At 73.7% G+C, this 22,491-nt stretch carries 20 protein-coding genes; 5 read left to right on the top strand and 15 right to left on the bottom strand.

Annotated features, from left to right (window positions below):
• Positions 1-268 precede the first annotated feature (268 nt).
• The gene (locus L3i22_RS54330) at positions 269-3,403 is read left to right on the top strand and encodes a LuxR C-terminal-related transcriptional regulator (RefSeq protein ID WP_221327571.1); all 3,135 of its coding nucleotides are present in this window, start codon (positions 269-271) and stop codon (positions 3,401-3,403) included.
• A gap of 29 nt (positions 3,404-3,432) precedes the next feature.
• Here L3i22_RS54330 and L3i22_RS14955 read toward each other — a convergent pair whose 3' ends face one another.
• The 8 genes from L3i22_RS14955 to L3i22_RS14920 all read right to left on the bottom strand — a co-directional run bounded on the left by L3i22_RS14955 (position 3,433) and on the right by L3i22_RS14920 (position 11,239).
• Complete coding sequence (locus L3i22_RS14955; protein ID WP_221327570.1) at positions 3,433-3,861, bottom strand: hypothetical protein; 429 nt, start codon at positions 3,859-3,861, stop codon at positions 3,433-3,435.
• Positions 3,862-3,970: 109 nt separating this feature from the next.
• Positions 3,971-4,948: a LacI family DNA-binding transcriptional regulator gene (locus tag L3i22_RS14950; RefSeq protein WP_221327569.1), complete on the bottom strand. Its 978-nt coding sequence runs from the start codon at positions 4,946-4,948 to the stop codon at positions 3,971-3,973.
• Positions 4,949-5,427: 479 nt separating this feature from the next.
• Positions 5,428-5,994 (bottom strand): histidine phosphatase family protein, encoded by a 567-nt coding sequence (locus tag L3i22_RS14945; RefSeq protein ID WP_221327568.1) that lies wholly within the window; start codon positions 5,992-5,994, stop codon positions 5,428-5,430.
• 323 nt (positions 5,995-6,317) lie between these two features.
• Positions 6,318-6,665: a hypothetical protein gene (locus tag L3i22_RS14940; RefSeq protein ID WP_221327567.1), complete on the bottom strand. Its 348-nt coding sequence runs from the start codon at positions 6,663-6,665 to the stop codon at positions 6,318-6,320.
• A 202-nt stretch (positions 6,666-6,867) separates the two neighbouring features.
• Positions 6,868-7,452, bottom strand: a complete 585-nt coding sequence (locus L3i22_RS14935; RefSeq protein ID WP_221327566.1) for a hypothetical protein — start codon at positions 7,450-7,452, stop codon at positions 6,868-6,870.
• Positions 7,453-7,465: 13 nt separating this feature from the next.
• Positions 7,466-7,735: a hypothetical protein gene (locus L3i22_RS14930; RefSeq protein ID WP_221327565.1), complete on the bottom strand. Its 270-nt coding sequence runs from the start codon at positions 7,733-7,735 to the stop codon at positions 7,466-7,468.
• Positions 7,736-7,946: 211 nt separating this feature from the next.
• Positions 7,947-8,780, bottom strand: a complete 834-nt coding sequence (locus L3i22_RS14925; protein ID WP_221327564.1) for a LacI family DNA-binding transcriptional regulator — start codon at positions 8,778-8,780, stop codon at positions 7,947-7,949.
• Between the two features lie 5 nt (positions 8,781-8,785).
• Positions 8,786-11,239 (bottom strand): glycoside hydrolase family 2 protein, encoded by a 2,454-nt coding sequence (locus L3i22_RS14920; RefSeq protein ID WP_221327563.1) that lies wholly within the window; start codon positions 11,237-11,239, stop codon positions 8,786-8,788.
• 95 nt (positions 11,240-11,334) lie between these two features.
• Here L3i22_RS14920 and L3i22_RS14915 point away from each other — a divergent pair, with 95 nt between their 5' ends.
• Both L3i22_RS14915 and L3i22_RS14910 read left to right on the top strand, forming a co-directional pair.
• Complete coding sequence (locus L3i22_RS14915; protein ID WP_221327562.1) at positions 11,335-13,563, top strand: alpha-galactosidase; 2,229 nt, start codon at positions 11,335-11,337, stop codon at positions 13,561-13,563.
• Positions 13,560-14,786: an ROK family transcriptional regulator gene (locus L3i22_RS14910; protein WP_221327561.1), complete on the top strand. Its 1,227-nt coding sequence runs from the start codon at positions 13,560-13,562 to the stop codon at positions 14,784-14,786. The genes L3i22_RS14915 and L3i22_RS14910 overlap by 4 nt, the downstream gene beginning before the upstream one ends.
• 39 nt (positions 14,787-14,825) lie before the next feature.
• Here L3i22_RS14910 and L3i22_RS14905 read toward each other — a convergent pair whose 3' ends face one another.
• Positions 14,826-15,692 (bottom strand): xanthine dehydrogenase family protein subunit M, encoded by an 867-nt coding sequence (locus tag L3i22_RS14905; protein WP_255658239.1) that lies wholly within the window; start codon positions 15,690-15,692, stop codon positions 14,826-14,828.
• Between the two features lie 253 nt (positions 15,693-15,945).
• Here L3i22_RS14905 and L3i22_RS14900 point away from each other — a divergent pair, with 253 nt between their 5' ends.
• Together L3i22_RS14900 and L3i22_RS14895 are read left to right on the top strand one after the other, a co-directional pair.
• Complete coding sequence (locus tag L3i22_RS14900) at positions 15,946-16,476, top strand: hypothetical protein (RefSeq protein ID WP_221327560.1); 531 nt, start codon at positions 15,946-15,948, stop codon at positions 16,474-16,476.
• A 98-nt stretch (positions 16,477-16,574) separates the two neighbouring features.
• Entirely contained in the window at positions 16,575-17,453 is an 879-nt protein-coding gene (locus tag L3i22_RS14895; protein WP_255658237.1) for an alpha/beta hydrolase, read from the top strand.
• Positions 17,454-17,555: 102 nt separating this feature from the next.
• Here the strand turns inward: L3i22_RS14895 and L3i22_RS14890 are convergent, their stop codons facing one another.
• From L3i22_RS14890 to L3i22_RS14865, 6 genes are all read right to left on the bottom strand, one after another.
• Positions 17,556-18,179, bottom strand: coding sequence for a sulfotransferase family protein (locus tag L3i22_RS14890; protein WP_221327559.1), 624 nt, complete (start codon positions 18,177-18,179; stop codon positions 17,556-17,558).
• Between the two features lie 44 nt (positions 18,180-18,223).
• Positions 18,224-19,483: an alpha/beta fold hydrolase gene (locus L3i22_RS14885; RefSeq protein ID WP_221327558.1), complete on the bottom strand. Its 1,260-nt coding sequence runs from the start codon at positions 19,481-19,483 to the stop codon at positions 18,224-18,226.
• Complete coding sequence (locus tag L3i22_RS14880; protein WP_221327557.1) at positions 19,484-19,750, bottom strand: hypothetical protein; 267 nt, start codon at positions 19,748-19,750, stop codon at positions 19,484-19,486.
• An 88-nt stretch (positions 19,751-19,838) separates the two neighbouring features.
• Complete coding sequence (locus L3i22_RS14875) at positions 19,839-20,645, bottom strand: ABC transporter ATP-binding protein (protein ID WP_221327556.1); 807 nt, start codon at positions 20,643-20,645, stop codon at positions 19,839-19,841.
• The gene (locus L3i22_RS14870) at positions 20,642-21,529 is read right to left on the bottom strand and encodes an ABC transporter ATP-binding protein (protein ID WP_221327555.1); all 888 of its coding nucleotides are present in this window, start codon (positions 21,527-21,529) and stop codon (positions 20,642-20,644) included. Before L3i22_RS14870 ends, L3i22_RS14875 begins: the two co-directional genes overlap by 4 nt.
• Positions 21,526-22,482, bottom strand: coding sequence for an ABC transporter permease (locus L3i22_RS14865; RefSeq protein ID WP_221327554.1), 957 nt, complete (start codon positions 22,480-22,482; stop codon positions 21,526-21,528). Before L3i22_RS14865 ends, L3i22_RS14870 begins: the two co-directional genes overlap by 4 nt.
• Positions 22,483-22,491 lie beyond the last annotated feature (9 nt).

Below are 22,491 nucleotides of genomic sequence, written 5' to 3'. Positions count from 1 at the left end.
GGTCGGCGACGGTGACCGACCCTACGCAAGGAAACGCCTGGCCAGGACCCGTCTTTCGGCCGAGTGACCAGGGTGGACGGCGGCGGTAGGCTGGGGACGGCACTCGCCGCCGGCCGCGATCCTCGCCAGCCCGTCGTGGGCCGCGCATCGGTGGCGCGTTCATCGCACCGCAACATCCCGGAAATTTCATCCTGTGCACGACATTGACGTTCTTCTTTCGGTTCGGGGCGTTGCGGGCCAGACTTCCGGCATGTTTCATGCACCTTTAGTGCAGGAAGTTGAGCGCCTGCTGCGTGCCGCCGCGGCCGGTCGGGGTGGTGCGCTCCTGATCTGCGGGGCGCCGGGCTCCGGCCGGAGCACGCTCCTGCGCTCGGCCGCGCGCCACGCCGCCGGCCAGGCGATCCGCGAGGTTCCGGGCCAGGTCGCCGACCGCGCGATCCGCGAGGTTTCGGGCCACGCACCCGACCGGGCGGGTCGTGAGGTTCCGGGGCAGGTCGGTGGGTGGGCGGTGCGCAGTGTTCCGGGCTGGGCCGCCGAGCGTGAGCTGCCGCTCGCCGCGCTGGGCCGGCTCGCCGATTGCGGAAACTTTCAACCCGGCGATCTGGTCACCCTGGGCGATTCCCTGCTTCATTCCTTGCGTACGGCGTCAGCCCACCGCCCGCTGCTCTGCCTCCTGGACGACGCGCACCTGCTCGATGCCCCGTCCCTGCGGGTCATCGCGTATGCCGCCCGTCGCGTGGGTGGCGATCGGATCGCCTTCCTGGCCGCCGGGCCGCCCGGGCTGTCGCTCTTCCCGGCCCGCCATCTCGGGCCGCTGTCCCCGGAGGAGTCCCGCCTCCTGCTGGACGCCCACGCCCCGGACCTCGCCGACGACGTGGCGATCGGGCTGATCGGGCTGTGCGGCGGCAATCCGGCCGCGCTGGTCGATCTGGCCAGGTCGCTCTCGCCGGCCCAGCGCCGTGGATACGCCCAGTTGCCGGACGACCTGCCGCCGGGCAGCCGGCTCCGCCGTCGGTTGCACGCCGAGTTCGCCGCGCTTCCGCCGGCCACCCGCCGACTGTTGTTGCTGGCCGCCGCCGATCCCCCGGCTCCGCTCCCCGACCTGCTCGCCGCCCACGCGGCCACCTCGTTGCCCACCGCGCACGCCACCACTCCAGCGCCCCCGCCGCAAGACCTGCTCGCCACCACCCCGTCGCCCCCGATCCCCGATCCGCTCGCCGCCGCCGACGCCGCCACGCTGCCGTTCGTGCTTCCCGGCCCGCTGCCGTCCGCCGACGACGTGCCTTCCGGCCTCCTGCCGGCCTCCGACGACGGGCTTCCCGGCCTGCTGCCGTCCGCCGACGACGGGCTTCCTGGGCCGCTGCCCGCCGACGACGGGCTGGGTGATCTGCTGGCGGCCGAACAGGCGGGGCTGATCACGGTCGAGGGGGATCATGTCCGCTTCGGATCACCGGTCGCGCGCGTGGTGGCGTACCGCGAAATGCCGGCGATCGCGCGCCGGACAGCGCACCTCGCCCTCGCTGGGGTCTCGGCCGCTCGCGGCCGGCGGCTCGACGCCCTCCTGCACCGCGCGGCCGCCGCGACCAGCGTGGACCTCGCGCTCGCCGCCGAACTCACCGATGCGGCCGCGCAGGCCGCGCCGTCCGGGGCAACAGCGGCTTTCCGGTACGCGGCGCTGCTCACCCCGGATCCCCGCGCCCGGGATTTCGCGCTGCTGCACGCGGCCCGGTCCGCATGGCTGGCCGGCCGCCCGCACGAGGCCACCCAACTCCTGCGCGACACCGGAGCAAGCGCCTGCGAAGCAAGCGAGAGCCTCCCGGGCACGCGCGAAACGCGGGACGACCGAGCACACGAGAGCGGAGCGGGCCAGGCGGGAACGAGTGAGGGCGGAACGCGCGAGGACGGGACACGCCGGTGCGGCGCGGGTGAGGGCAGGGCGGGTGAGGACGGAACACGCGGGTGCGGCCCGGGTGAGGACGGAGCGGGTGAGGGTGGCCGGCGGGCGCGGGTTCGGACGCTGGTCCGGGTGCGGGGGCTCGCCGCCGAGATGCGGCCGGACGACCCCGCCTCCCGCGACATCCTGATGGACGTCGCCGCGAATCTCGCCGACGCCGATCCGGCCGCCGCGCTGGACGCGCTGTCGCTGGCGGGTGAGGCCGCCGGTCTGCCCGGGGAACAGCGTCGATTCGCCGCGCTGGCCCGGCGGGTGGCCGCCGCGCGACGCGGGGACGAGCCGCCCGCCGTCACGATGGCCTACCACCACGTGGCCGGCCTGGCCGCGATCGCCGGCGGGGACGAGCCTGCCGCGTTCGGGCGGTTCCGGCTGGAACTGGCCCTGGCCGGGGACGTGGCCGACCCGATCCCGCTGATCCGGGCGGCCACCGCGGGAATCCTGGTCGGCGACGCGCGGCGGGCGACCGCGACGGCCGGGCGGGCGGCGGTCCTCGCCGGGGCGGCCGGCGCGCACAGTCTGGTGCCGCGGGCGCTCGAGCTGGCGGTGCTGGCCGGGATGGCGACCGGGGACTACGACGCGGCGACGACCGCGGCGCTCGACGGGGTGGCGGTGGCCCGGAGCACCGGGCAGACCGCGCTGGCCGGGACCCATCTGGGGCTGCTCGCGGTGCTCGCGGCGCTGGTCGGCGACCGTGCGGACGGGCAGGCGCGGATCCGGGCCGCGACCGGGACCGATCAGGCGCGGCCGCTGTGTGAGTGGGCGCTCGCCCTGCTCGATCTGGTGGACGGGCGGTCCCGGGTCGCGGCGGAACGGCTGGGCCTGGTGGTGGCCGGGCCGCCCGGGCGCGGGTCGGTGCTGCTGCGGGTCGCGGTGGTGCCGCATCTGCTGGAGGCGGCCGGGCCGGAGCCGGCGCTGAATCCGGTGGCGGCCGCGTTCGACGAGTGGGCCGGGCGGACCGGGCAGGCCGGCTGGCTGGCGCTGCGGGACCGGTGCCGGGCGCTGCGGACCCGGGACGACGAGGCGGCCGAGGCGCACTTCCACGCGGCGCTGCGGCGGGCCGGGGAGGGCGGGTTCCCGCGGGCGCACACCGAGTTGCTGTACGGGCGGTTGCTACGACGCCGCCGGCGGCACGTGGCGGCGCGGGAGCATCTGCGGCGGGCGGCGGAGACGTTCCGGCTGCTGGGCGCGGAGCCGTGGGCGGCGCAAAGCGTCCGGGAGCTGCGCGCCGCCGGCGAGCGCCCCGGCGAGCGGTCCGAGCCGGAGAAGGCGGCGCTCACCGCCCAGCAGGAACGGATCGCGACCCTGGTCGCCGAGGGCGCCACCAACCGGGAGGTGGCCCAGGAGCTGCACCTCAGCACCCGGACCGTGGACCACCACCTGCGGAACGTCTTCGCCCGCCTGGGCGTCCGCTCCCGCACCGAGATGGCCCACCTGCTCGCCGCCCGCTGACCGGGCCGGGACCGGGCCGGAGCCGGGCCTCACGCGGTGTGGGCCAGGTCCAGGTTCGCCCATCGCTCCGACAGCTGCCGCCGCCGGCAGGCCACCAGGTGCCCGGCGAGGATCGCCGGATGCCCGCCCCGGACGCACACGTCCGCCCCGGCGGTCAGCACCCCGGCCACCAGCTCGGCCGGCGCCCACTCGTCGATCAGCACCACCACCCGGCTGGCCCGGGGCAGCACCGCCCGGGCCCGGCTCACGTCCTCGCTCCGTGCCCCGCTGAGCAGCACGATCTCCCCGGGCCGGACGTCGTCGATCGAGCTCGGCGCCCGCATCGTCCACCCGGACGGAAGGTATTGCGCCAGGGCGCCGACCCGGCTCTGCTGGCCGAGGATGGCGACGACCGGATCGGCGGCCGACGCGGGAGTGCCAGTGCCTGCGGTGGTCTCGCGGGTCAGCTGCTCGATCATGGTGGCCATCTCCTCGGTGAGTCCCTCGTGATGACTTCACGATTCGCCCCGGACCTTGAAGCGCCGTGTGCCGTACCTGTGGGTTGGTTGTCAGCGCCCGCCCAGAGGATCACGCCGACTCCCGCACCACCACCCGGACCAGGTCATCCGTGGCCAGAACGGGGGCCGGCCGGCCCCCGACCGCGGCCACGATCGTGTGTGCCAGATGCGCCGCTAGGGTCCCCTGATCGGTGGTCACGGTGGTCAGCGGCGGCACCGCGAGCCGCGCCGCCGGGATGTCGTCGACGCCGATCACCGACAGGCCGGACGGCGCGGCCGGGCCCAGCGAGCGGGCACCGGCCAGCACGGCCAGGGCGACCTCGTCGTTGTACGCGCAGATCCCGGTCACCCCGTCGGCACACCACCCGGCGACGGCCGCGGCGGCCGGCTCGGTGTCGAGCGGAACGGTCCGGACCACCGGCTCGCCGACCGTCCGGACGCCGGCCAGCCGGGGCTCGGCGAAGATCCGCAGGCGCGGGTCATCGGGATACGCGTACCCGAGCCGCCGATGCCCCGTACCGGAAAGGTGTTCCGCCTGTCGGCGGCCGATCAGGCGCTGTGGTACCTCGAGCTCCTGGCCGTGCCGCCCGGCGCGGCCGAGCAGGGCGACGACCAGCGCGACCCCGGCGGCCCGCATCGCCTCGGTCTCGTCGTCGGAGAAGTCGGTGAAGGACAGCACCGCGGCCGGGGTGATCGCCTTCCAGATCTCGGCGATCGGCCGGTCCTCGCGGCTGCCCGGGTGCGCGACGAAGGTCAGGCCCTCCCGGGCGAGCGCGGTGGACAGGTTGCCGAGCAGGTTGCCGACCTCGTTGCCGATCGGCCAGTCCGGCAGCAGGCAGAGCACCACGTCGGAGCGGCCGGTGCGGAGCGCGCGGGCGGCGGCCGACGGCGCGTAGCCGAGCCCGGCGGCGGCTTTCCGGACCCGGTCGCGGGTGGCCGGGGAGATGCTCTGGCCGGGGGTGGCGTTCAGGACGTAGCTGACCGTGGCGCGGGAGACCCCGGCCCGGCGGGCGACATCGGCGCTGGTGATCCGGCGGGGCTCGGGCATGGGGTGACTTTACTACTTACACGTGTCAGCATAGAGGCATGACACTCGATCCGGTTGTCAAGATCGTCCTGCTCACCGCCGCTGTGCCGGTCACCCGCACGCCGCGGGGCAGCTCGGTCCGCGCGAGATCCGACTGTCCTACAGCCCGGCTGGGACGCCCGTCGCGACGAGAGTGACCGGCCCGGGGTCTCGGTGGCGGTGACCAGCGGCAGCCGGATGTGACGTGTGTGGAATGCCACGTCCGGAGTATGGGAGCGTGCCCCCGATGGAGAATTGCTGATCGCTCGCGGTCCGGGCGACACCAGAGCCACCCTGTGACCGGGCGGGGCCGGCCTCGTGAGACAACCGTCCTGTCTCACGAGGCCGCCCGCCCGATGAAAACGAGCGCCGCCCACCCGATGAAAACGAGCGCCGCCCACCCGGTGATAACAAGCGCCGCCCGCCCGATCAGAGCGAGCGCCGCCGCCCGATGAGAACGATCAGCAGGGGGCGTTCCACGCGCTGATCACCGGGTCGACCTCGTGCTCGAAGCCGAGCACCGAGACCGTCGCGGTGTCCAGCTTCAGCAGGCCGCCCGCGCTCGGCGGCAGGCCGATCCAGCGCGCCCCGGTCACCCGCAGGCTGTGCCCGTGCCCGACCAGCGCGACGTCACCACCCACCGCCCGCGCCCGGTCCAGCACCCGGTCCAGCCGGGCCCCGATCTGCTCGGGCGACTCGCCGCCCGGGCAGCCGTCCGCCCAGAGCGACCAGTCCGGCCGGTCGACGCGGATCTGCTTGGTGGTGATCCCCTCGTACTCCCCGTAGTTCCACTCGGCCAGGTCCTCGGTCACCTCGGTGACGGTCAACCCGGCCAGCTCCGCCGTCCGCAGCGCGCGCTTCCGCGGGCTGGCGAGCACCGCCGCGAACTTCCGGCCGCCGAGCCGCTCCCCGGCGCGGCGCGCCTGCGCCTCACCCTCCGCGGTCAGCTCAAGATCCGTGAAAGACGTGTGCCGCCCGTTGGCGCTCCACTCCGTCTGTCCGTGCCGGATCAGCACGATCTCCGTCATCCCACGCCCTCTCGTCGCCGGCCCTCACCCTCGCACCCCGGCTCCGGCCACCACAGGCGATGTGCGCGACCGCACTACCGCACCCCGGCGATGTGCCCCTCCGCACCACCCCACATGCACGATCGCCCGGCCCGACCGGCGCGCAATCCACTCGCCCGGCCCGAAGCACTCGGCCGCACCAACCCGGCGGGCACGATGCGCCTGTCCCGCCGTCCAGGCCCGCGGACCGCGCGGCTCCGGCGCGGTTCCCGACTGCCGTCAGCCGGCGCCGGGATCGGTCGGTGACGGGGTCGGTCGGTGACGGGGTCGGTCCGGTGGCGGGGTCAGTCGGTGGCGGGGCCGATCTCGCCGGGGAGGCGCATCGGGTTGCGGGTCTCCTCGCGGGCCGCCACCGCCGCCATCGCCTCGTGGTACTGCTCGCTGGTCAGCTCGCCCCGGAGCAGCCGCACGATCAGCAGCCCCTCGGTGCTGTCCGCGCGGGACACCGACGACTCGGCGAGCACGTCGACGATCGACATCGGCAGCAGCACCGCCGACACCGGCCCGGGCCCGGTCGACGGACCACTCGACGGACCGCCCCGGCGCGGCGGCCAGAACGTGAGCGCCAAGGCGGCGATCACTCCTGCGATCAGCACGGACAGAAGCATCGCGATCACATCCTCGGCACTCATGGTGCGCCTCCGATACCCACGAAGGCACTGTGTCTATACCTCAACCATGCAAACCGAGAATTCTTGTCCCCCGGACGCCTGACCACCGCCGGGCCGCCACCACTCAAGGCCGCCATTGCCGACGTACGGCGGCAGCCGACGCCCCACGGCCGGCACTCCCACGGGCGGCACCCCCCCACGGCCGGCGCACCGGCGGGAGAGGTCAGCGGGACCGGCGCCGCTCGATGTCCCGCGCCACATCCGGGTCCCAGTCGGTCTTCCAGTCGTCCGCGGTGGGCCGGCTCGACAGGTGCACCTCGGCATCGTCCGGCGCCCAGTCCCCGGCCCGCCGCCCGATCCACCGCCGGGTGTGCGCCACCCCGATGATCAGCAAGGTCACCCCGAGCACCCGCTCCCCGGCGCCCATCAGCAGCCGGGTGTTCAGGTCGAGAGCCGGCGGCTGCAGATAGGAGACGACCAGAAGCAGGCCGAACCCGACGATCCCCCAGTATCCGAGGTGCCCACCGGCCGGCGCCCCGAACTCCAGCCGCGAGGTCTGCACCAGCCACACCACGACGCAGACCAGCAGCCCCAGCAGCGAGCCGAGGGTCAGCGCCAGGGTCACGATGTTCCCCAGGATCAGCAGCGCGGGGATCGCGATCCCCTCGTACGGCCGCGCGGTGGCCCAGTTGAACAGCGGCACCACGGCCGCGGCCGCGACGGCGTAGGCCACCGCGAACCGGATCACCCGCCGGCCGGCGAGCTCCCAGTCCGGTGACGGCGGGGCCGGGTCGTTGTCAGTACTCACGGCCGCAGATTACTCACGGTCGGCAATCCCGGGGGACCGACAACGGGTGACGTCGCTCATCCCGGGCAGCGATGCGTTCCAGGGCGCGCACGTACTGCGGGCCGGAGATCTCCCCGGACAGCAGTTGCGTGGCGAGCACGCCCTCCAGGCTGTCCGGCGCCCGCTCCGGCCCGCGCGGCGCGGGCCGGGCCGCGGCGGCCTGCCGGGCCACCCGCTCGGGCCACGGCCAGCAGAGCAGGACGAGCGCGGCCGCCAGGCCGGTCAGAGCGACAACAACGATCATGTGCGGCACCCCCGTACCCACGACAACGTATTGGCCATCTTCACTGAAGAAGTTGAGCAACGCTCGACCAAAACTTGACACCCTCGCGCTGAGCTGGGCATACGCCTCAGAGCGACGATGCCCGTACCCGCAGATGATGAAAACGGCGGGGTCAGGCCGGCGCTCCCCGGCGGCGGGGTCAGGCCAGAGTCAGGCCGGAGTCAGGCCGGGGTCAGGCCGGGGCCGGGCCGGTGCTCTCCCGGCGGCGGATGCTGATCAGCGGGCCCGGATGCTCACGGCCCGGCTCGCCGCGGAGCACCCCGAGGACCGCCCGGCCCAGCGTCAGCCCGTGCTCGTGGACGTCGGTGCTGAGTGCCGACAGCGGCGGCACGGCCAGCTCGCACAGCGGCGAGTCGTCGCAGGCCAGCAGGCTGACCCGGGCCGGGACGGGCACGCCGGAGCGGATCAGCTCCTGCTCGGCGGCGACCGCCATCACGTCGTTGTCGAAGACGATCGCGGTCGGCGCCGGGGACGACGCCAGCAGCTCCCGCAGGCCGCGGACGCCGCCCTCCGCGCTGTAGTCCCCCTCGACGATCGTGACGGCCACCCCGCGCCGACCGGCCGCCGCCCGGATCGCGCTGGTCCGCTCGGCGGTGTGCAGCAGGTCGGCCGGGCCGCTGACCCGCCCGACCACCCGGTGCCCGAGCGCGCTGAGCGTCTCGATCGCGGTGGTCATCGCCCCGGCGTCGTCGGTCACCACCCTGGCGAACGGCCCCGGGTGCCGGCCGGCCAGGACCGCGGGCAGGCCGAGCCCGGCCACGTGCGCCGGCCGCACGTCGTCGTGGACCAGGTTGACCACCACCACCGCGGCCACCGTCCGGTCGTCCGCCCAGCGGCGGTAGGTGGCCAGCTCGGCCGCCAGGTCCGGCACCACCAGCAGCAGCACCGTCGACCCGGCCGGGGCGAGCGCCTCCTCCATGCCGGCGATCAGCTCCATGAAGAACGGCTCCACCCCGAGCCGGGCGGCGCTGCCGGTCAGCACCAGCCCGATCAGCCCGCCGGCCACCGGGGTCAGCCCTCGGCCGCGAGCGTGTTCGCCGAGCGCAGCACCGCGGGCAGCGCGAACGCCGGGCCATCCGCCCAGTTCGTGGTCACCCGGAAGGTGTGGCTCTCACCCGGAAGCAGGTCGACGAGCGCGTCGTCGACGACCGCCGAGGGATCGATCTTGTCGGGCAGCAGGGCGACGTCGCGCGCGAACGAGGTGGCGGTCACGGTGATGGAGTATCCGCCCTCGACGGGGCTGATGTCCGCGCTGAGCGCCCCCGGGTCGTACGCGAGATCGAAGTCCTCGGCGAACAGACGCGTGGCGCGCAGCCCGTCGAGGTCGGCGACCAGCACCTCCCGGGTCACGTCGCCGGCGGTGCACAGGTCCGCGCCGAGGGCGATCACGCCGGTCGATCGCGGCGGGACGTCCACGGTGATCTCGGCGCCGGCCACCTCCGTACCGTCGAAATCGATCCGGCGGAGCCGGGCCGTGCCGCGCCATGCGGAAGGCGCGTCGTTGACCGCGACCAGGCTGCCCGCCTCGCGATCGAACCGCAGGGTCAGCAGGCGCGGCGCGTAGGCCCGCCGCAGCGCGTACCAGGCCGGTTTGCGCCGCCCGGCGCCGTCGACGACCGCCCACGAGGTGACCGGCCAGCAGTCGTTGAGCTGCCAGAGGATGCTGCCCATGGTCCGCGGCGCGTGGCCGCGCAGGTGCGCGATCGCGTACGCCGTGGCCCGCGCCTGGTTGAGCTGAGCGGCCCAGTGCCAGTCCTCGAAATCCTCGGGCACCCGCAGGTGGCGGGCCATCCCGGCGTTCAGCTTGTCGTTGCCGCCGGCCGCCTTCTGGTGCAGCAGGAAGGCCGGCGACTCCTGGTCGAAGTCCTCCGGCGCGAGCGACTCCCGCAGCGTCGACCAGGTGGCCGGCGCCTGCCAGCCGAACTCGGAGCAGAACCGGGGCAGGAAGTTCGCGTGGTACGTGTAGTCCTCCCGGTTCCACGCCTCCCACTCGTGCCGGGTGCCGTGCCGATCGTCGTTGGGATGCACGTCGGACGGGTCGTGGCCGGGGCTGGACGGGCTGCCGGGGTGGTAGGCGCGGGTCGGGTCGAGCTCCGCGAGCAGCGCCGGGAACAGCTCGTAGTAGTAGCCGGCGCCCCAGGTCAGGTCGTGCAGCGCGGGCTTCCAGTCCCAGTCCTCGTGGCCCCAGATGTTCTCGTTGCCGCCGTTCCACAGCGCGAGCGACGCGTGCGGGGCGAGCCGGCCGACGTTCTCCCGGGCCTCGGCGAGGATCTCCGAGCGGATCGGCTCCTCCTCGGCGTAGGCCGCGCACGCGAGCGGGAAGTCCTGCCAGACCAGGATGCCGCGCTCGTCGCAGACGTCGTAGAAGTCGTCGCTCTCGTAGATGCCGCCGCCCCAGACCCGGAGCAGGTTGGTGTTGGCGTCGATCGCGCGCTCGATCGCGGCCTGGTAGCGGCCCCGGTCGAGCCGGGTGAGCAGGTGGTCCTCGGGGATCCAGTTGAGGCCGCGGATGAAGATCGGCTGCCCGTTGACCAGGAAGGTGAAGGCGCTGCCGATCTCGTCGGGCGTCTCGTCCACGGTGATCGTCCGGAAGCCGACGCGGGCCGCGAACGAATCGAGCGTGTCGGAGTTGTCCCGCAAGATCACGCTGACCTCAGCCAGCGGCTGGTCGCCATAACCGATCGGCCACCACACCGGAGCATCCGGAACCGAAATTTCGGTCATGCCCGAAATTTCCCCCGGCCGCAGCACGATCTGCGAGACGTGATCATCGAGTCGTACCTCGGCGATGAGCTCGGCATCCGCGGCCCGCTCCACGTCGACGTGCACGACGAGCCGACCCGTCCCATCCGGATCCAGCGTGGCCAGCGGCCGCACCGACGCCAGCCGCGCCACCCGCCAGCGCTCCAGCCGCACCGGCTTCCAGATGCCCGCGGTCTGCAGGTCAGGACCCCAATCCCAACCAAAAGAACAAGCCATTTTGCGTACGGCGTTGAACGGGTGCGGATAGGGCCGGGGCCGCTCCCCGATCACCTTCTGCACCTCCTCCGCGTACTCCAGGGCCGGATCGAACCGCACCTCCAGCGGAACCGCCCCGCCCCGCAGCCGCTCCCGCACGTCGAACCGGTAGCTCCGGTGCATGTTCGCGGTCCGGCCCAGCTCGACGCCGCCCAGCGTCACCGTCGCCACCGTGTCCAGCCCGTCGAAGACCAGGTCGACCCGCTCCCCCTCGGCCGCCGGCGACGCGTCGAGCGTGGTCGCGTAGCGCCAGGCCGCCCGGTGGAACCAGACCAGGGCCGCCTCGTTCTCGCCGAGGTACGGGTCCGGGATCAGCTCGGCGTCGAGCAGGTCGGTGTGCACCGTCCCGGGCACGGTCGCCGGCACCGTCTCGGCGGCGATCTCCGCGGGCACCGGGCCACCGGCGGCGCGCACGGTCCAGCCGGTGTGCAGCTCGGTTCTGATCATTGAAGATGGCTCCTGTCGTATCGCCGCCGCAAGCGGGGCAGCTAGCATTCTTAAGCAACTGAACGAAGTCCGTCAACGCTGGTGGGGAGTCGTCGATGGGGCCGGATCTGCTGCACCTGAGCGCCGCCGGGGTGAGCCTGGTGCTGGACTGCCGGGGCCCGGGCCTGCCGTCGGTGGCGCACTGGGGCGCGGCGCTCGACGACGTCTCCGCCGAGCTGCTGGTGGCCGTCGCGCCGCAGCCGATCGGGTTCTCGGTGGACGGCACGGTCCGGCCGTCGCTGCTGCCCGAGCAGTCCTCGGGCTGGCTCGGGAGCCCGGGCCTGGCCGGCCATCGGGACGGCCGGGGCTGGGCGACCGCGTTCGAGGTCACCACCGTGGAGAGCGCTGATGACGCCGTACACCTCGAAGCAGTTGATGCCACCGCGGGCCTGAAGGTCCGCATCGACCTGGAGCTGCAGCCCGCCGGGGTGCTTCGCGGCCGTGCCGCGGTGACCGGAACCGCCCCCGGCACCTTCTGGCTGGAGCATCTCACGCTGTTCCTGCCGGTGCCCGAGCACGCCACCGAGCTGCTCGACTTCACCGGCCACCACCTGCGCGAACGTCAGCCGCAGCGGACCGCGTTCACCCAGGGCCTGCGGGTCCGGGAGAACCGCACCGGCCGCACCGGCTACGACTCGGCCTACCTGCTCTGCGCCGGCACGACCGGTTTCGACAACCGCACCGGCGAGGTCTGGGCGCTGCACACCGCGTTCTCCGGCGGCGCCCGCTCGATCGCCGAGCGCACCTATCACGGCTGGTCCGCGCTCGGCGGCGGGGAATTGCTGCTGCCCGGCGAGATCGGCCTCGCCGAGGGCGAGACCTATCAGACCCCCTGGGTGTACGCCGGGTACAGCGCGACCGGGCTGGACGGCGTCTCGTCCCGCTTCCACCGCTACCTCCGGAGCCGCCCGCACCACCCGGCGACCCCACGCCCGGTCGTGGTCAACACCTGGGAGGCCGTCTACTTCGATCACGATCTTGCCCGGTTGAGCGAGCTGGCGCGCGCCGCCGCCGCGATCGGCGCGGAACGTTTCGTGCTCGACGACGGCTGGTTCGGCTCCCGGCGCGACGACACCTCCGGGCTCGGCGACTGGTTCGTCTCGCCGGCGGTCTGGCCGGACGGGCTCGGCCCGCTCGTCACCGAGGTGCGCGGACTGGGCCTGGAGTTCGGCCTCTGGGTCGAGCCCGAGATGATCAACCCGGACTCCGAGCTGGCCCGCGCCCACCCGGACTGGATCATGTCGACCGGCGCGCGGCTCCCCCGGGAGGCGCGCCACCAGCAGGTCCTGGACCTGGCCAACCCGGCCGCGTTCGACTGCGTGCTCGGTCGCCTGGACGCGCTGCTGACCGCCTACGACATCGCCTACCTGAAGTGGGACCACAACCGGGACCTGGTCGAGGCCGGGCATCCCGGGAGCGGGCGGGCCGGCGTGCACGACCAGACGCTCGCGGTCTACCGGCTGCTCGACGAGCTGCGGGCGCGGCACCCGGGGGTGGAGATCGAGTCGTGCTCGTCCGGGGGCGGGCGGGTCGACCTGGAGATCCTGGAGCGCACCGACCGGGTCTGGGCGTCGGACTGCATCGACGCGCACGAGCGGGTGTCCATCCAGCGGTGGACCAGCCTGCTGATCCCGCTGGAGCTGATCGGGTCGCACGTCGGGGCGCCGGCGTCGCACACGACCCACCGGACGTTGCCGCTGTCGATGCGGGCCGGGGCGGCGATCTTCGGGCACCTGGGGATCGAGTGGGACCTGACGCGGGCCTCGGCCGAGGAAATTTCGGAGATGTCGGATTGGGTGCGCCTCTACAAGTCGCTGCGGCCGCTGCTGCACACCGGGGAGCTGGTCCACGCCGACGTGACCGATCCTGCCTACTCGGTGACCGGGGTGGTCTCGGCGGACAAAACGGACGCGCTGTTCGCGATCATCGCGACCGGGACCAGTGCCGCCTACCCGCCGGGCACCGCCGGCCTGCCCGGCCTGGCGGAGAATCGGACATATCACGTACGGCCGCAGCCTCCGGGTGACGTTGCTGACGGTAACGCCGCGGCGTGGGGTGCTGCGTTACCCTGGTGCACGCCCACGGGGGTACGCCTGACCGGCCGCACACTCGGCACCGTCGGACTCCGGCTCCCGGTGCTCTATCCGGATCGCGTCCTCCTCGTGCGCGTCACGGCGGCGGGCCTCCCGCCGGAGGGCAGCACGCCGGCGGGCCTCCTGCCGGAGGGCAGCACGCCGGCGGCGAACGAGTTCGGGCCCGGCACAGCGGCGGTGGGGGAAGCGTGAGAGAAGCGGTCGGCGTGCCCGCGCCGGCAGGCCGTCCCGGGCGGGGCCGTCGTCCCGGCGCGCGGGAGAGCATCCTCGACGCCATCCGCGCCTCCGAGCCGCTCAGCCGGGTCGAGCTCGCCAAGATCACCGGGTTGACCGAGGCCGCCGTGTCGATGACGGTCCGCCGCCTGCTGGAGGAGGGCCTGGTCGTCGAGACCGGCCGCACCCCGACCGGCGGCAAGCCCCGCACGCTGCTGCAACTCGACCCGACCGCGCGGCTCTCGGTCGGCGTGCACCTCGACGAGGACGCCACCACATACGTGCTGACCGGCCAGACCGGCGGCGTCATCTCCCGGCTGGCCCGGCCGGCCCCGCTCGGCGACGACCAGGACGCGGTGCTGCGGGCGCTGGCCGCCGACATCGACACGCTGCTCGCCGGCTCCGGCGTCGACCCGGCCCGCTGCCTCGGCGTCGGCATCGTCCGGCCCGGCCCGCACAGCGGCGGCCCGGCCGAGGACACCCTCCCGCACCTGCGCGGACTGCGCGGCGACGAGCTGGGCGCCCGGCTCTCCGCGGCGACCGGCTGGCCGGTGCTGGTGGAGAACGACGCGACCGCCGCCGCGGTCGGTGAGTACTGGGTCGCCCGGGTCGGCCCGGACCAGGCGTTCGCCGCGCTCTACATGGGTGGCGGCCTGGGCGCCGGGATCGTGGTCGAGGGCCGCGCGATGCGCGGCAGTCACGGCAGCGCCGGCGAGTTCGGGCACCTCTGCCTGGAGGTCTTCGGCCCGGAGTGCTGGTGCGGCAGCCGCGGCTGCCTGGAGGTGCTGGCCGGCCCGCGCACCGTGGTCACCGCCGCCCGCGACGACCGGGTCGCCGCCAGCGAGGCCGGCCTGGACCTGACCCAGCCGTCGCGCAGCGTCACCGCCGACTTCGGCGCGGTGGCCCGGGCGGCCCGGGCCGGCGCCCCGCACTGCCGGGCCCTGCTGGAGTCCTCGGCGCGCTACGTGGCGGCGGCCGCCGAGTCGGTGGTGAACCTGCTCGACATCGACCTGGTCGTGCTCACCGGGCCGGGGTTCGCGGCGGCCTCGGCCATCTACGGCCCGGCGATCATGCGGCGCCTGGCCCCGGCCGACTCCCGCACCTGGCACCGCGACGTCACGGTGACGGTCTCGCTGGCCGCCGCCACCGCCTCGGCGACCGGCGCGGCCGCCCTGGTCCTCCAGTCCCACCTGCGCGACTGACCGACCTCGCCCCCGACCGGCTCCCGGAGCGGGCGCTGGCTAGGGCCGGTCCTGGGCGCCGGCGCGCAGCCGGTCGCGGGCCTGGGTCAGCACCCGGCGGGTCAGGGTCCGGAAGCCGGGCGCCCGCCGCGCGTCGACCTCGGCCGCCTCCGCCGCGGCGGTGATCGCGGCGTCCGAGAGCGGGCCGCCGACCAGCACGTTCTCCGCGGCCCGGGCGCGCACCGGGCACGGCCCGGCGTTCACCAGCCCGATCGCCGCCGCACCGACCACGCCGCCGGTGACCGTCACCGCGGCCATCGCCGCCGCCCCCGGATAGTTCGAGGTGCGCCGCTCCTCGGCGTACCCGACGCCGGTCCCGGCCGGCAGCACCGGCAGCCGCGCCTCGATGAGCAGCTCCTCGCGCCGCCGCACGGTGCTGAACGGCCCGGTGAAGAACTCCTCGGCCGGCACCGTCCGGCGCCCGCCGGGCCCGGTCAGCACGAGGTGCGCGCCGAGCATCACGGCCAGCGCCGGCCACTCCGCGGCCGGGTTCGCGTAGGCGAGGCTGCCGAGCATCGTCCCCCGGGCCCGGATCGGCGGATGTCCGATGTGGCACACCACCAGCCGGGTCAGCTCGCCCAGCGCGCCGCCGACCGTCGCCGCCTCGAACGCGCTGTGCCGGACCAGCGGGCCCACCCGCAGGACGCCGCCGGACTCGCTGAGCAGGCCCAGCCCGGCCACCGGGTTGATGTCCACCACCCGGCGCGGCGGGCGCGGCCTGGCCCCGGTCGCCTCGACGAGCAGGCTCTGTCCCCCGGCGAGCACCGAGGTCTCGCCGTCCGCCAGCGCCGCCAGCACGTCGTCGACGGTGCCCGCGGCGATGTAGTCGACGCTGCTGGTGGCGATGAATTCGAAGGTCCCGGGCACGACGCGCAGCCTCCACCTGATCCGCCCCTGATCCGACCGGAATCCCGACGGCTACGCGACCGAACCGGCAGGCGGGTCATATTGTCCGGCACCGATCGGTGATTAGCCAGGTGACCACCCCAACGGGTGAGCGCCGGGACGCTGCCACACCGCCGGGCTCCGCCGCGCGGGTACCGGCAAAACCGGGACACCGGGGCCGTCCCGGCCCGAAGCTGGGGTGGATCGGACGGCGGCTCTCCTGGAGGCACGAAAAATGACGGTTCTGCGCGCGCTCATGGCGGTGGCCACCGTGCTGACCTGCACCGCGGCTCCGGCTCAGGCCGCGCCGCCACCGCCCGCGCCGCGCCTGGCCCCGGCCGAGCGCGCGATGCTGCTGGACGCGACCCGCCGCTTCCGGGACGTCCGGGAGGCGGTCCGGGCCGGCTACCTGCCGACCCGGGACTGCGTGCCCGGCATGGGCCTGCACTACGCGAACCCGACCCGCTCCGCCGACCCGCGGATCGACCCGCTGCGCCCGGAGATCCTGCTCTACCTGGCCGGTCCGCACGGCACGGTCCGCCTCGCCGGGCTGGAGTACTACCGCGTCGACACGGACGGTGACCTGCGGACCGACGGCGACCGCCCGGATCTGCTCGGCCACCCGTTCAACGGCCCGATGCTCGGCCACCCGGTCCCGGTCGGCGCCCCGGCCATGCCGGTCCACTACGACCTGCACGTCTGGCTCTACGAGCACAACCCGGCCGGCGAGCTCGCCACCGAGAACCCCCGGGTCGTCTGTCGCTGAGCCGCGCCGCGGGCCGCCGGGTCCGCTTCACTCACCGTCACTGCTTTCGGCGGTACGGCGTGAGCATCCGTCCCGTGGCCGGCCTCTACCATGGATCGATGCCCGATCCCGTGATCGCCGACGAGCAGTTGGCCGCGCTGCTCCGGGACGCCGCCGCCCAGCCCGCCGGCCCGACGGACGTGGCGACGATGCGCCGGGCCGGGCGAGCCCGCGCCGCGACCCGTGCCCCGGGCCCGGCCATGCCCGCCACCGACACCACGATCGGCGGCGTGCCGGTCCGGGTGTACCGGCCGGGCGCCCGGGTCACCGTCGTCTACCTCCATGGCGGCGGCTTCGTCCTCGGCGACCTGGAGACCCACGACGCCCTGGTCCGGCGCTTCGCCGCGGCCACCGACGGCACCGTGGTCGCGGTCGACTACCGCCGGGCCCCGGAGGACCCGTGGCCCGCCGCGGTCGACGACGCGGTCGCCGTCCTCACCGGACTGGCCGGGACCGGCGCCCCGATCGCGGTGGCCGGCGACTCCGCGGGCGGCCTGCTCGCGATCCTGGCCGCGCTGCGGCTGCGCGGCACCGTCCCGCTGCTCGCCCAACTGCTGATCTGCCCGAACACCGACCCGACGCTGCGCTCCCCGAGCGTGACCGGAAAGGGTCAGGGCTGGCTCCTGGACGCGGACACCCTGCGCGAGTGGATCGCGATGTGGCTGCCGGACCCGGCCACCCGGGCCCTTCCGGCGACCAACGCGCTCGTCGCCGACCTGCGTGGACTCCCGCCGGCGCTGATCGTCACCGCGGAGCACGACCCGCTGCGCGACGAGGGGGACGCCTACGCCGCCCGGCTCCGGGACGCCGGGGTCCCGGTGATCCACCGCTGCGAGCCCGGCCTGATCCACAACTTCCCCACCCTGCGGGACGTCTCCCCGGCCTGCGCGGCGGCCGAGTCCCGCTTCCTCGCCGACGCGGCCGCGCTGCTGAGCTAGGCAGGACCGCCGCGCTGCTCGGCCGTACGCCGCAAGCCTTTTGCCGGGGAGAAGCGGACCCGGCGGCCGGGAGCGGCCCGGAGCGGCCGCCGCGCTGACCGGTCAGTGCCGGGCGGCCAGGCCGCGGAGTCGTTCCTGGAACGCGGCGGAGTCGTTGAGGCGCGGGAACGGCTCGTCCGGGACCGGGTGGCCGAGGAAGTCGCAGAGCGGCTTCCAGCCGTCGCCGACCCGGTACTCCAGCAGGCGGTCGGCGGGCACCGTCTCGCGGACGGCCGCGTTGTGCCGGTCGAAGACACCGATCGCGTACGCCCGCTCCCCGAACCGGCCGCCGAACGTGCCGGCCCAGTTCGTCGCGTCGGCCATCTCCCGGAACGCGCCGAGCCCCGGCGGCGTCGGCGCCTGCGCGGCGGCCCAGATGGTGCGCTCGGCGCTCGCGTACCACTCGGCCGGGTCGCGCACGGTCAGGATCACCTTGGCGTCCGGGTACCGCGCGACCAGGTGCTGCCAGAAGAAGACGCCCGGCCAGTCGACCGTCGACCGGTACCCGTCGAGCGCCGCGTCCAGGCAGCTCAGGTCGCCGCCGGCGGCCCGGGTGAACAGCCGGCAGCGCTCGTCGTCGCCCATCAGCGGCAGCATGTGCGCGCAGGGGCCCTCACCGAGTTGATCCAGGGCAGCCTTGAGACTGAGTGTGCCGGTCCGCCCGAATCCTGCTCCGATGACGTTCATACCCCCTTTCATACCCGCACCTTCCGGGTCAAAAAAGTGAAGTTTCAGCGCGGCTCGGCGGCCATCTCCATCAGCCGCCCGAGCACCCGGCCGCCGTCCGCCCGCAGCCCGTCGTGCTGCAGCTCGCCGGTCACCCAGGTGCGCAGGTTGCCGACCGCGGCGGCGGTCCGCAGGGACAGCTCGGCCGGCACGTACATGTCGTCGGCGTAGACCAGGGCGGCCACCGGCACCTCGTTGGCCGCCAGCCGATCCCGGTCGTAGAGCGGCGGCCAGTCGTCCGCCGCGGCGAGCAGGTCGGCGGCGCCGGCGAACGGGCGCAGCGCGGCGATCTCCCGGAACATCCAGGGGTACATCATCTCGCCGGTGAACAGCAGCGGATCGGCGTCGGCGGCGAACTCCGGGCGGTCGCGCAGGGCCCGTTCCGCGGCCCACGCCGACGCCCGGCCGCCCTCGCCGAACGTGCATTCCTGCAGCGCGAACAGCGGCACGTCGGTGAACGCGGTCAGCCGCAGCACCTCGTGCCGGAACGTCGCGGACAACTCCGGCCCGTGCCACGCCTCGTCCAGGATCCAGTGCAGCTGGGCGAGCCCGGTGCTGCCGCCGAACAGGTTCCCGAGCAGGCGCAGCCGGCGCGTGGTCAGCCGGTCCCCGTCCGGCAGGCGCACGTCCGCCGCGTCGAGATGGGTGGCGATCCGGCGGACCAGCCCGGCGTCCGCCGGGAACGCCCGGTAGAAGTCCGCGTTGCGGGCGGCCACCAGCGGATAGGTCAGCGCGTAGAGGTCGTCCGCGACGATGTTCAGCCCCGGCAGCCCGCCGGTGATGTAGCAGGTCCGCAGGGCCTCCGGCGCCACCGACAGGTAGGTGAGCGTGATGAACCCGCCGTAGCTCTGGCCCAGGGTGTCCCAGCGGGCGCCGCCCGCGATCCGGGCCCGCAGGATCTCCGCGTCCGCGACGATGCTGTCGGCCCGGAACAGCCGGAGGTAGGCGGCCAGCGCGGCGTCCGGCATACCGGCGACGGATCGGCCGGTCAGCGGGGTGCTGCGCCCGGTTCCCCGCTGGTCCAGCAGCAGCACCCGGTGGGTCCGCAAGGCGTGCCCGAGCCACCCGTCCCCGGTCAGCGGCCGGGGGCTCTTGCCGCCCGGGCCGCCCTGCAGGAACAGCAGCCAGGGCAGGTCGTCCCCGGTTCGGTCATCGGCGACCACCTCCCGCGCGAACACCTCGATGGTCGCCCCGTCCGGCCGCCGATGGTCCAGCGGCACGGTCACGGTGTGGTCGATGAATCGGATCCCCGGCGTCGCGATCATTCAGTAACGGTAATGACCGTGGTGCCGGTAATGCCCGTGGTGCCGATAGTGCCCGTGGTGGGCCGGACCGGCGTGATAGGCCGGGCCGGGGTGGTAACCGGGGTGGCCGCCGTGGCCGTAGGCGCCGCGCGGGTATCCGCCCTGCCGGGCCAGCTTGCGGTTCACCTCGCGCAGCATGTGGTGCACGAGCGGGTTCCGGCTGTGGTGTGCCCGGCGCTCCAGTTTCGACGCGACCATCGACAGCACCGTGCGTTTGATGAAGCCCACCGCAACTCTCCCTACCTGGCGAAACGTTGCAGTCAACGGTAGCCGGGCCGGTCCAGCGCTCCCTCGTGCGAAGGACCGGCCCGGCGGGTCAGCGGCGGAGTTCGCCGAGACGGCGTTCGGGATTGGGAGCGGCTTCGGCCAATGTCTTGGTGTATTCGTGTTGCGGATTCAGAATGACGTCGTCGGCCGGCCCGCGTTCGACGATCGCGCCTTTGTACATCACCAGGATCTCGTCGGAGAAATGGCGCGCGGTGGCCAGGTCGTGGGTGATGTAGAGGACGCCGAGATCCTCCTCGCGCTGCAGGGTGGCGAGCAGGTTGAGCACGCCCAGCCGGATCGACACGTCCAGCATCGACACCGGCTCGTCGGCGATCAGCACGCCCGGCTCGGGGGCCAGCGCGCGGGCGATGGCGACCCGCTGCCGCTGGCCGCCGGAGAGCTCGTGCGGGCGGCGCCGCGCGACGTTCTCCGCCGGGGTCAGCCGGACCCGTTCGAGCAGTTCGAGAACCCTTTTCCGGACATCCGCGTCGCGCATCTCCGGATGGTGCAGCCGGATCGGCCGGGCCAGATGATGACCGATCGTGTGATAGGGATTCAGGGACGCGAAAGGATCCTGAAAAACCATTTGGACGGTACGGCGATAGGCCGCCAGCCCGGCCCCGCGCCGCGCCACGGGTTCGCCGTCCAGCAGGATCCCACCGCGGGTCGGCCGTTCCAGTTGCAGCAGCAGCTTCGCCACCGTGGACTTGCCGCTACCGCTCTGCCCGACCAGCGCGATCGTCTTCCCGTGGTCGACGGTGAAGCTGACGTCGTCGACGGCGCGCAGCGTGCCGCCCCGCCAGCCGTCCCGCAGCCGGTAGTCCTTGCCCAGTCCGCGCACCTCGAGCGTGGTCATGACGGCTCCACCTCCACCGCGTCCAGGGCCAGCAGCCGGTCGTCCATGGCCCCGCGGACGAACGAGCCGCGGTCGCCGGTCAGGCTCGGGAACGACGCCAGCAGCTGCTTGGTGTAGTCGTGCCGCGGGCTGGTGTAGAGCTCGACGGCGTCGCCCAGCTCGACGATCTCGCCGCCGCGCATCACCGCGATCCGGTCGCTGATCTCCAGCAGCAGCGGCAGGTCGTGGGTGATGAAGATGACCGCGAAGCCCAGCTCGTCGCGCAGCCGGGTGATCTCCCGCAGGATCTCCCGCTGGACCACCACGTCGAGCGCGGTGGTCGGCTCGTCCATGATCATGACCTGCGGTTCCAGGGCCATCGCCATCGCGATGATCACCCGCTGCCGCATGCCGCCGGAGAGCTCGTGCGGGTAGGAGGCGAGCCGCTTCGGGTCCACGCCGACGCGTTCCAGCAGCTCGGCGCAGCGCGCGCGGCGCTCCTTGCGGCCCATCTCCGGCCGGTGGGTGGTGAAAACGTCCTCGAACTGGTCGCGGATCGAGATGACCGGGTTGAGGGAGTTCATCGCACCCTGGAAGACCATCGAGATCTTCTCCCACCGGTTCGCCCGCAGGTCCTCGGCGCCCAGCTCGTTCCAGTCGATGTCAAAACCCTCACGGGAGTGGAAGACCGCCCGTCCGGAAGTGATCATCGCCGGGGGTTTCAGAAGACGAATTATTCCGTACGCCAGGGTGCTCTTGCCGCAGCCGCTCTCGCCCGCCAAGCCCAGCACCTCGCCGCGCTTGAGCTGGAGCGAGACGTTCCGGACCGCGTGCACGACCGGGTTCACCAGGTAGTCGACGCTGAAGTCCTCGATGGTCAGGACCGGTGTGCTCGACGAGGTCACAGCGTGGCCTCCTTCGCCTTGGAGAGCTGCTCGCGCGACATCCGCCAGCCCTTGCGGACCGCCCGGGTCTGGTTGCGCAGCTTCGGGTTGATCACCTCGTCGATCGAGAAGTTGATCAGGGAGAGGGCGGCGCCGAACAGCGCCAGCAGCAGGCCCGGCGGGACGAACCACCACCACGCGCCGAGCCGCAGGGCCAGCCCGTTCTGCGCGTAGTAGAGCATGGTCCCCCAGGTCAGCGAGCCGCTGGCGCCCAGGCCCAGGTAGGAGAGGCCGGCCTCGCCGAGGATGGCGAAGATGACCGCGAGCACCACCTGCGAGGCGAGCAGCGGGATCAGGTTCGGCAGGATCTCCACGGTCAGGATCCGCCAGCGTTTCTCGCCGGCCACCCGGGCCGCCAGCACGTAGTCCCGGCTGCGCAGGCTCAGCGTGTAGCCGCGGAGCACCCGCGCCGAGCCGGCCCAGCCGGTGATCGCCAGCACCAGCGAGACCAGCCAGATGCTCTTGTCCGGGACGTAACTGGAGATCACGATCACCAGCGGCAGGCCCGGGATCACCAGCATGACGTTGGTGAACAGGGAGAAGCCCTCGTCGAGCCAGCCACCGGCGTAGGCGCCGACGACGCCGAAGAACGCCGACAGGACGAGGGTGAGCAGGCCGACGACCGCGCCGACGGTCAGCGAGCCGCGGGTGCCGTGCGCGAGCTGGGCCAGCACGTCCTGGCCGGTCTGCGTGGTGCCGAGCCAGTGATCGGCGCTGGGCGGGGTCAGGCCGATGTCGTTGACCAGGCGCGGATCCTGGGTCAGCAGGGGGCCGAGCAGCCCGAAGAGGACTATCGCGCCGGCGATGATCAGGCCGGCGATCAACTTCTTGTTGCGGGCTAACGTCCGTACCTTAATCGTGTTTTTGGCATTTTCTTCGATGGCTGTCCCGGACAGTTCCGTGGTCATGGTCATGATCGCGGC

It is taken from the genome of Actinoplanes sp. L3-i22 (assembly GCF_019704555.1).
Classification (GTDB): Bacteria; Actinomycetota; Actinomycetes; order Mycobacteriales; family Micromonosporaceae; genus Actinoplanes.
The sequence above is the reverse complement of the archived record's forward strand: the minus strand, read 5'-3'. Positions and strand labels throughout refer to the sequence as shown.

Excerpts from the sequence above, each read along its gene's own strand:
- L3i22_RS14955 (WP_221327570.1), bottom strand. The coding sequence starts at position 3,861 with ATGATCGAGCAGCTGACCCGCGAGACCACCGCAGGCACTGGCACTCCC.
- L3i22_RS14950 (WP_221327569.1), bottom strand. The coding sequence starts at position 4,948 with ATGCCCGAGCCCCGCCGGATCACCAGCGCCGATGTCGCCCGCCGGGCC.
- L3i22_RS14945 (WP_221327568.1), bottom strand. The coding sequence starts at position 5,994 with ATGACGGAGATCGTGCTGATCCGGCACGGACAGACGGAGTGGAGCGCC.
- L3i22_RS14940 (WP_221327567.1), bottom strand. The coding sequence starts at position 6,665 with ATGAGTGCCGAGGATGTGATCGCGATGCTTCTGTCCGTGCTGATCGCA.
- L3i22_RS14930 (WP_221327565.1), bottom strand. The coding sequence starts at position 7,735 with ATGATCGTTGTTGTCGCTCTGACCGGCCTGGCGGCCGCGCTCGTCCTG.
- L3i22_RS14920 (WP_221327563.1), bottom strand. The coding sequence starts at position 11,239 with ATGATCAGAACCGAGCTGCACACCGGCTGGACCGTGCGCGCCGCCGGT.
- L3i22_RS14915 (WP_221327562.1), top strand. The coding sequence starts at position 11,335 with ATGGGGCCGGATCTGCTGCACCTGAGCGCCGCCGGGGTGAGCCTGGTG.
- L3i22_RS14900 (WP_221327560.1), top strand. The coding sequence starts at position 15,946 with ATGACGGTTCTGCGCGCGCTCATGGCGGTGGCCACCGTGCTGACCTGC.
- L3i22_RS14895 (WP_255658237.1), top strand. The coding sequence starts at position 16,575 with ATGCCCGATCCCGTGATCGCCGACGAGCAGTTGGCCGCGCTGCTCCGG.
- L3i22_RS14890 (WP_221327559.1), bottom strand. The coding sequence starts at position 18,179 with ATGAACGTCATCGGAGCAGGATTCGGGCGGACCGGCACACTCAGTCTC.
- L3i22_RS14885 (WP_221327558.1), bottom strand. The coding sequence starts at position 19,483 with ATGATCGCGACGCCGGGGATCCGATTCATCGACCACACCGTGACCGTG.
- L3i22_RS14875 (WP_221327556.1), bottom strand. The coding sequence starts at position 20,645 with ATGACCACGCTCGAGGTGCGCGGACTGGGCAAGGACTACCGGCTGCGG.
- L3i22_RS14865 (WP_221327554.1), bottom strand. The coding sequence starts at position 22,482 with ATGACCATGACCACGGAACTGTCCGGGACAGCCATCGAAGAAAATGCC.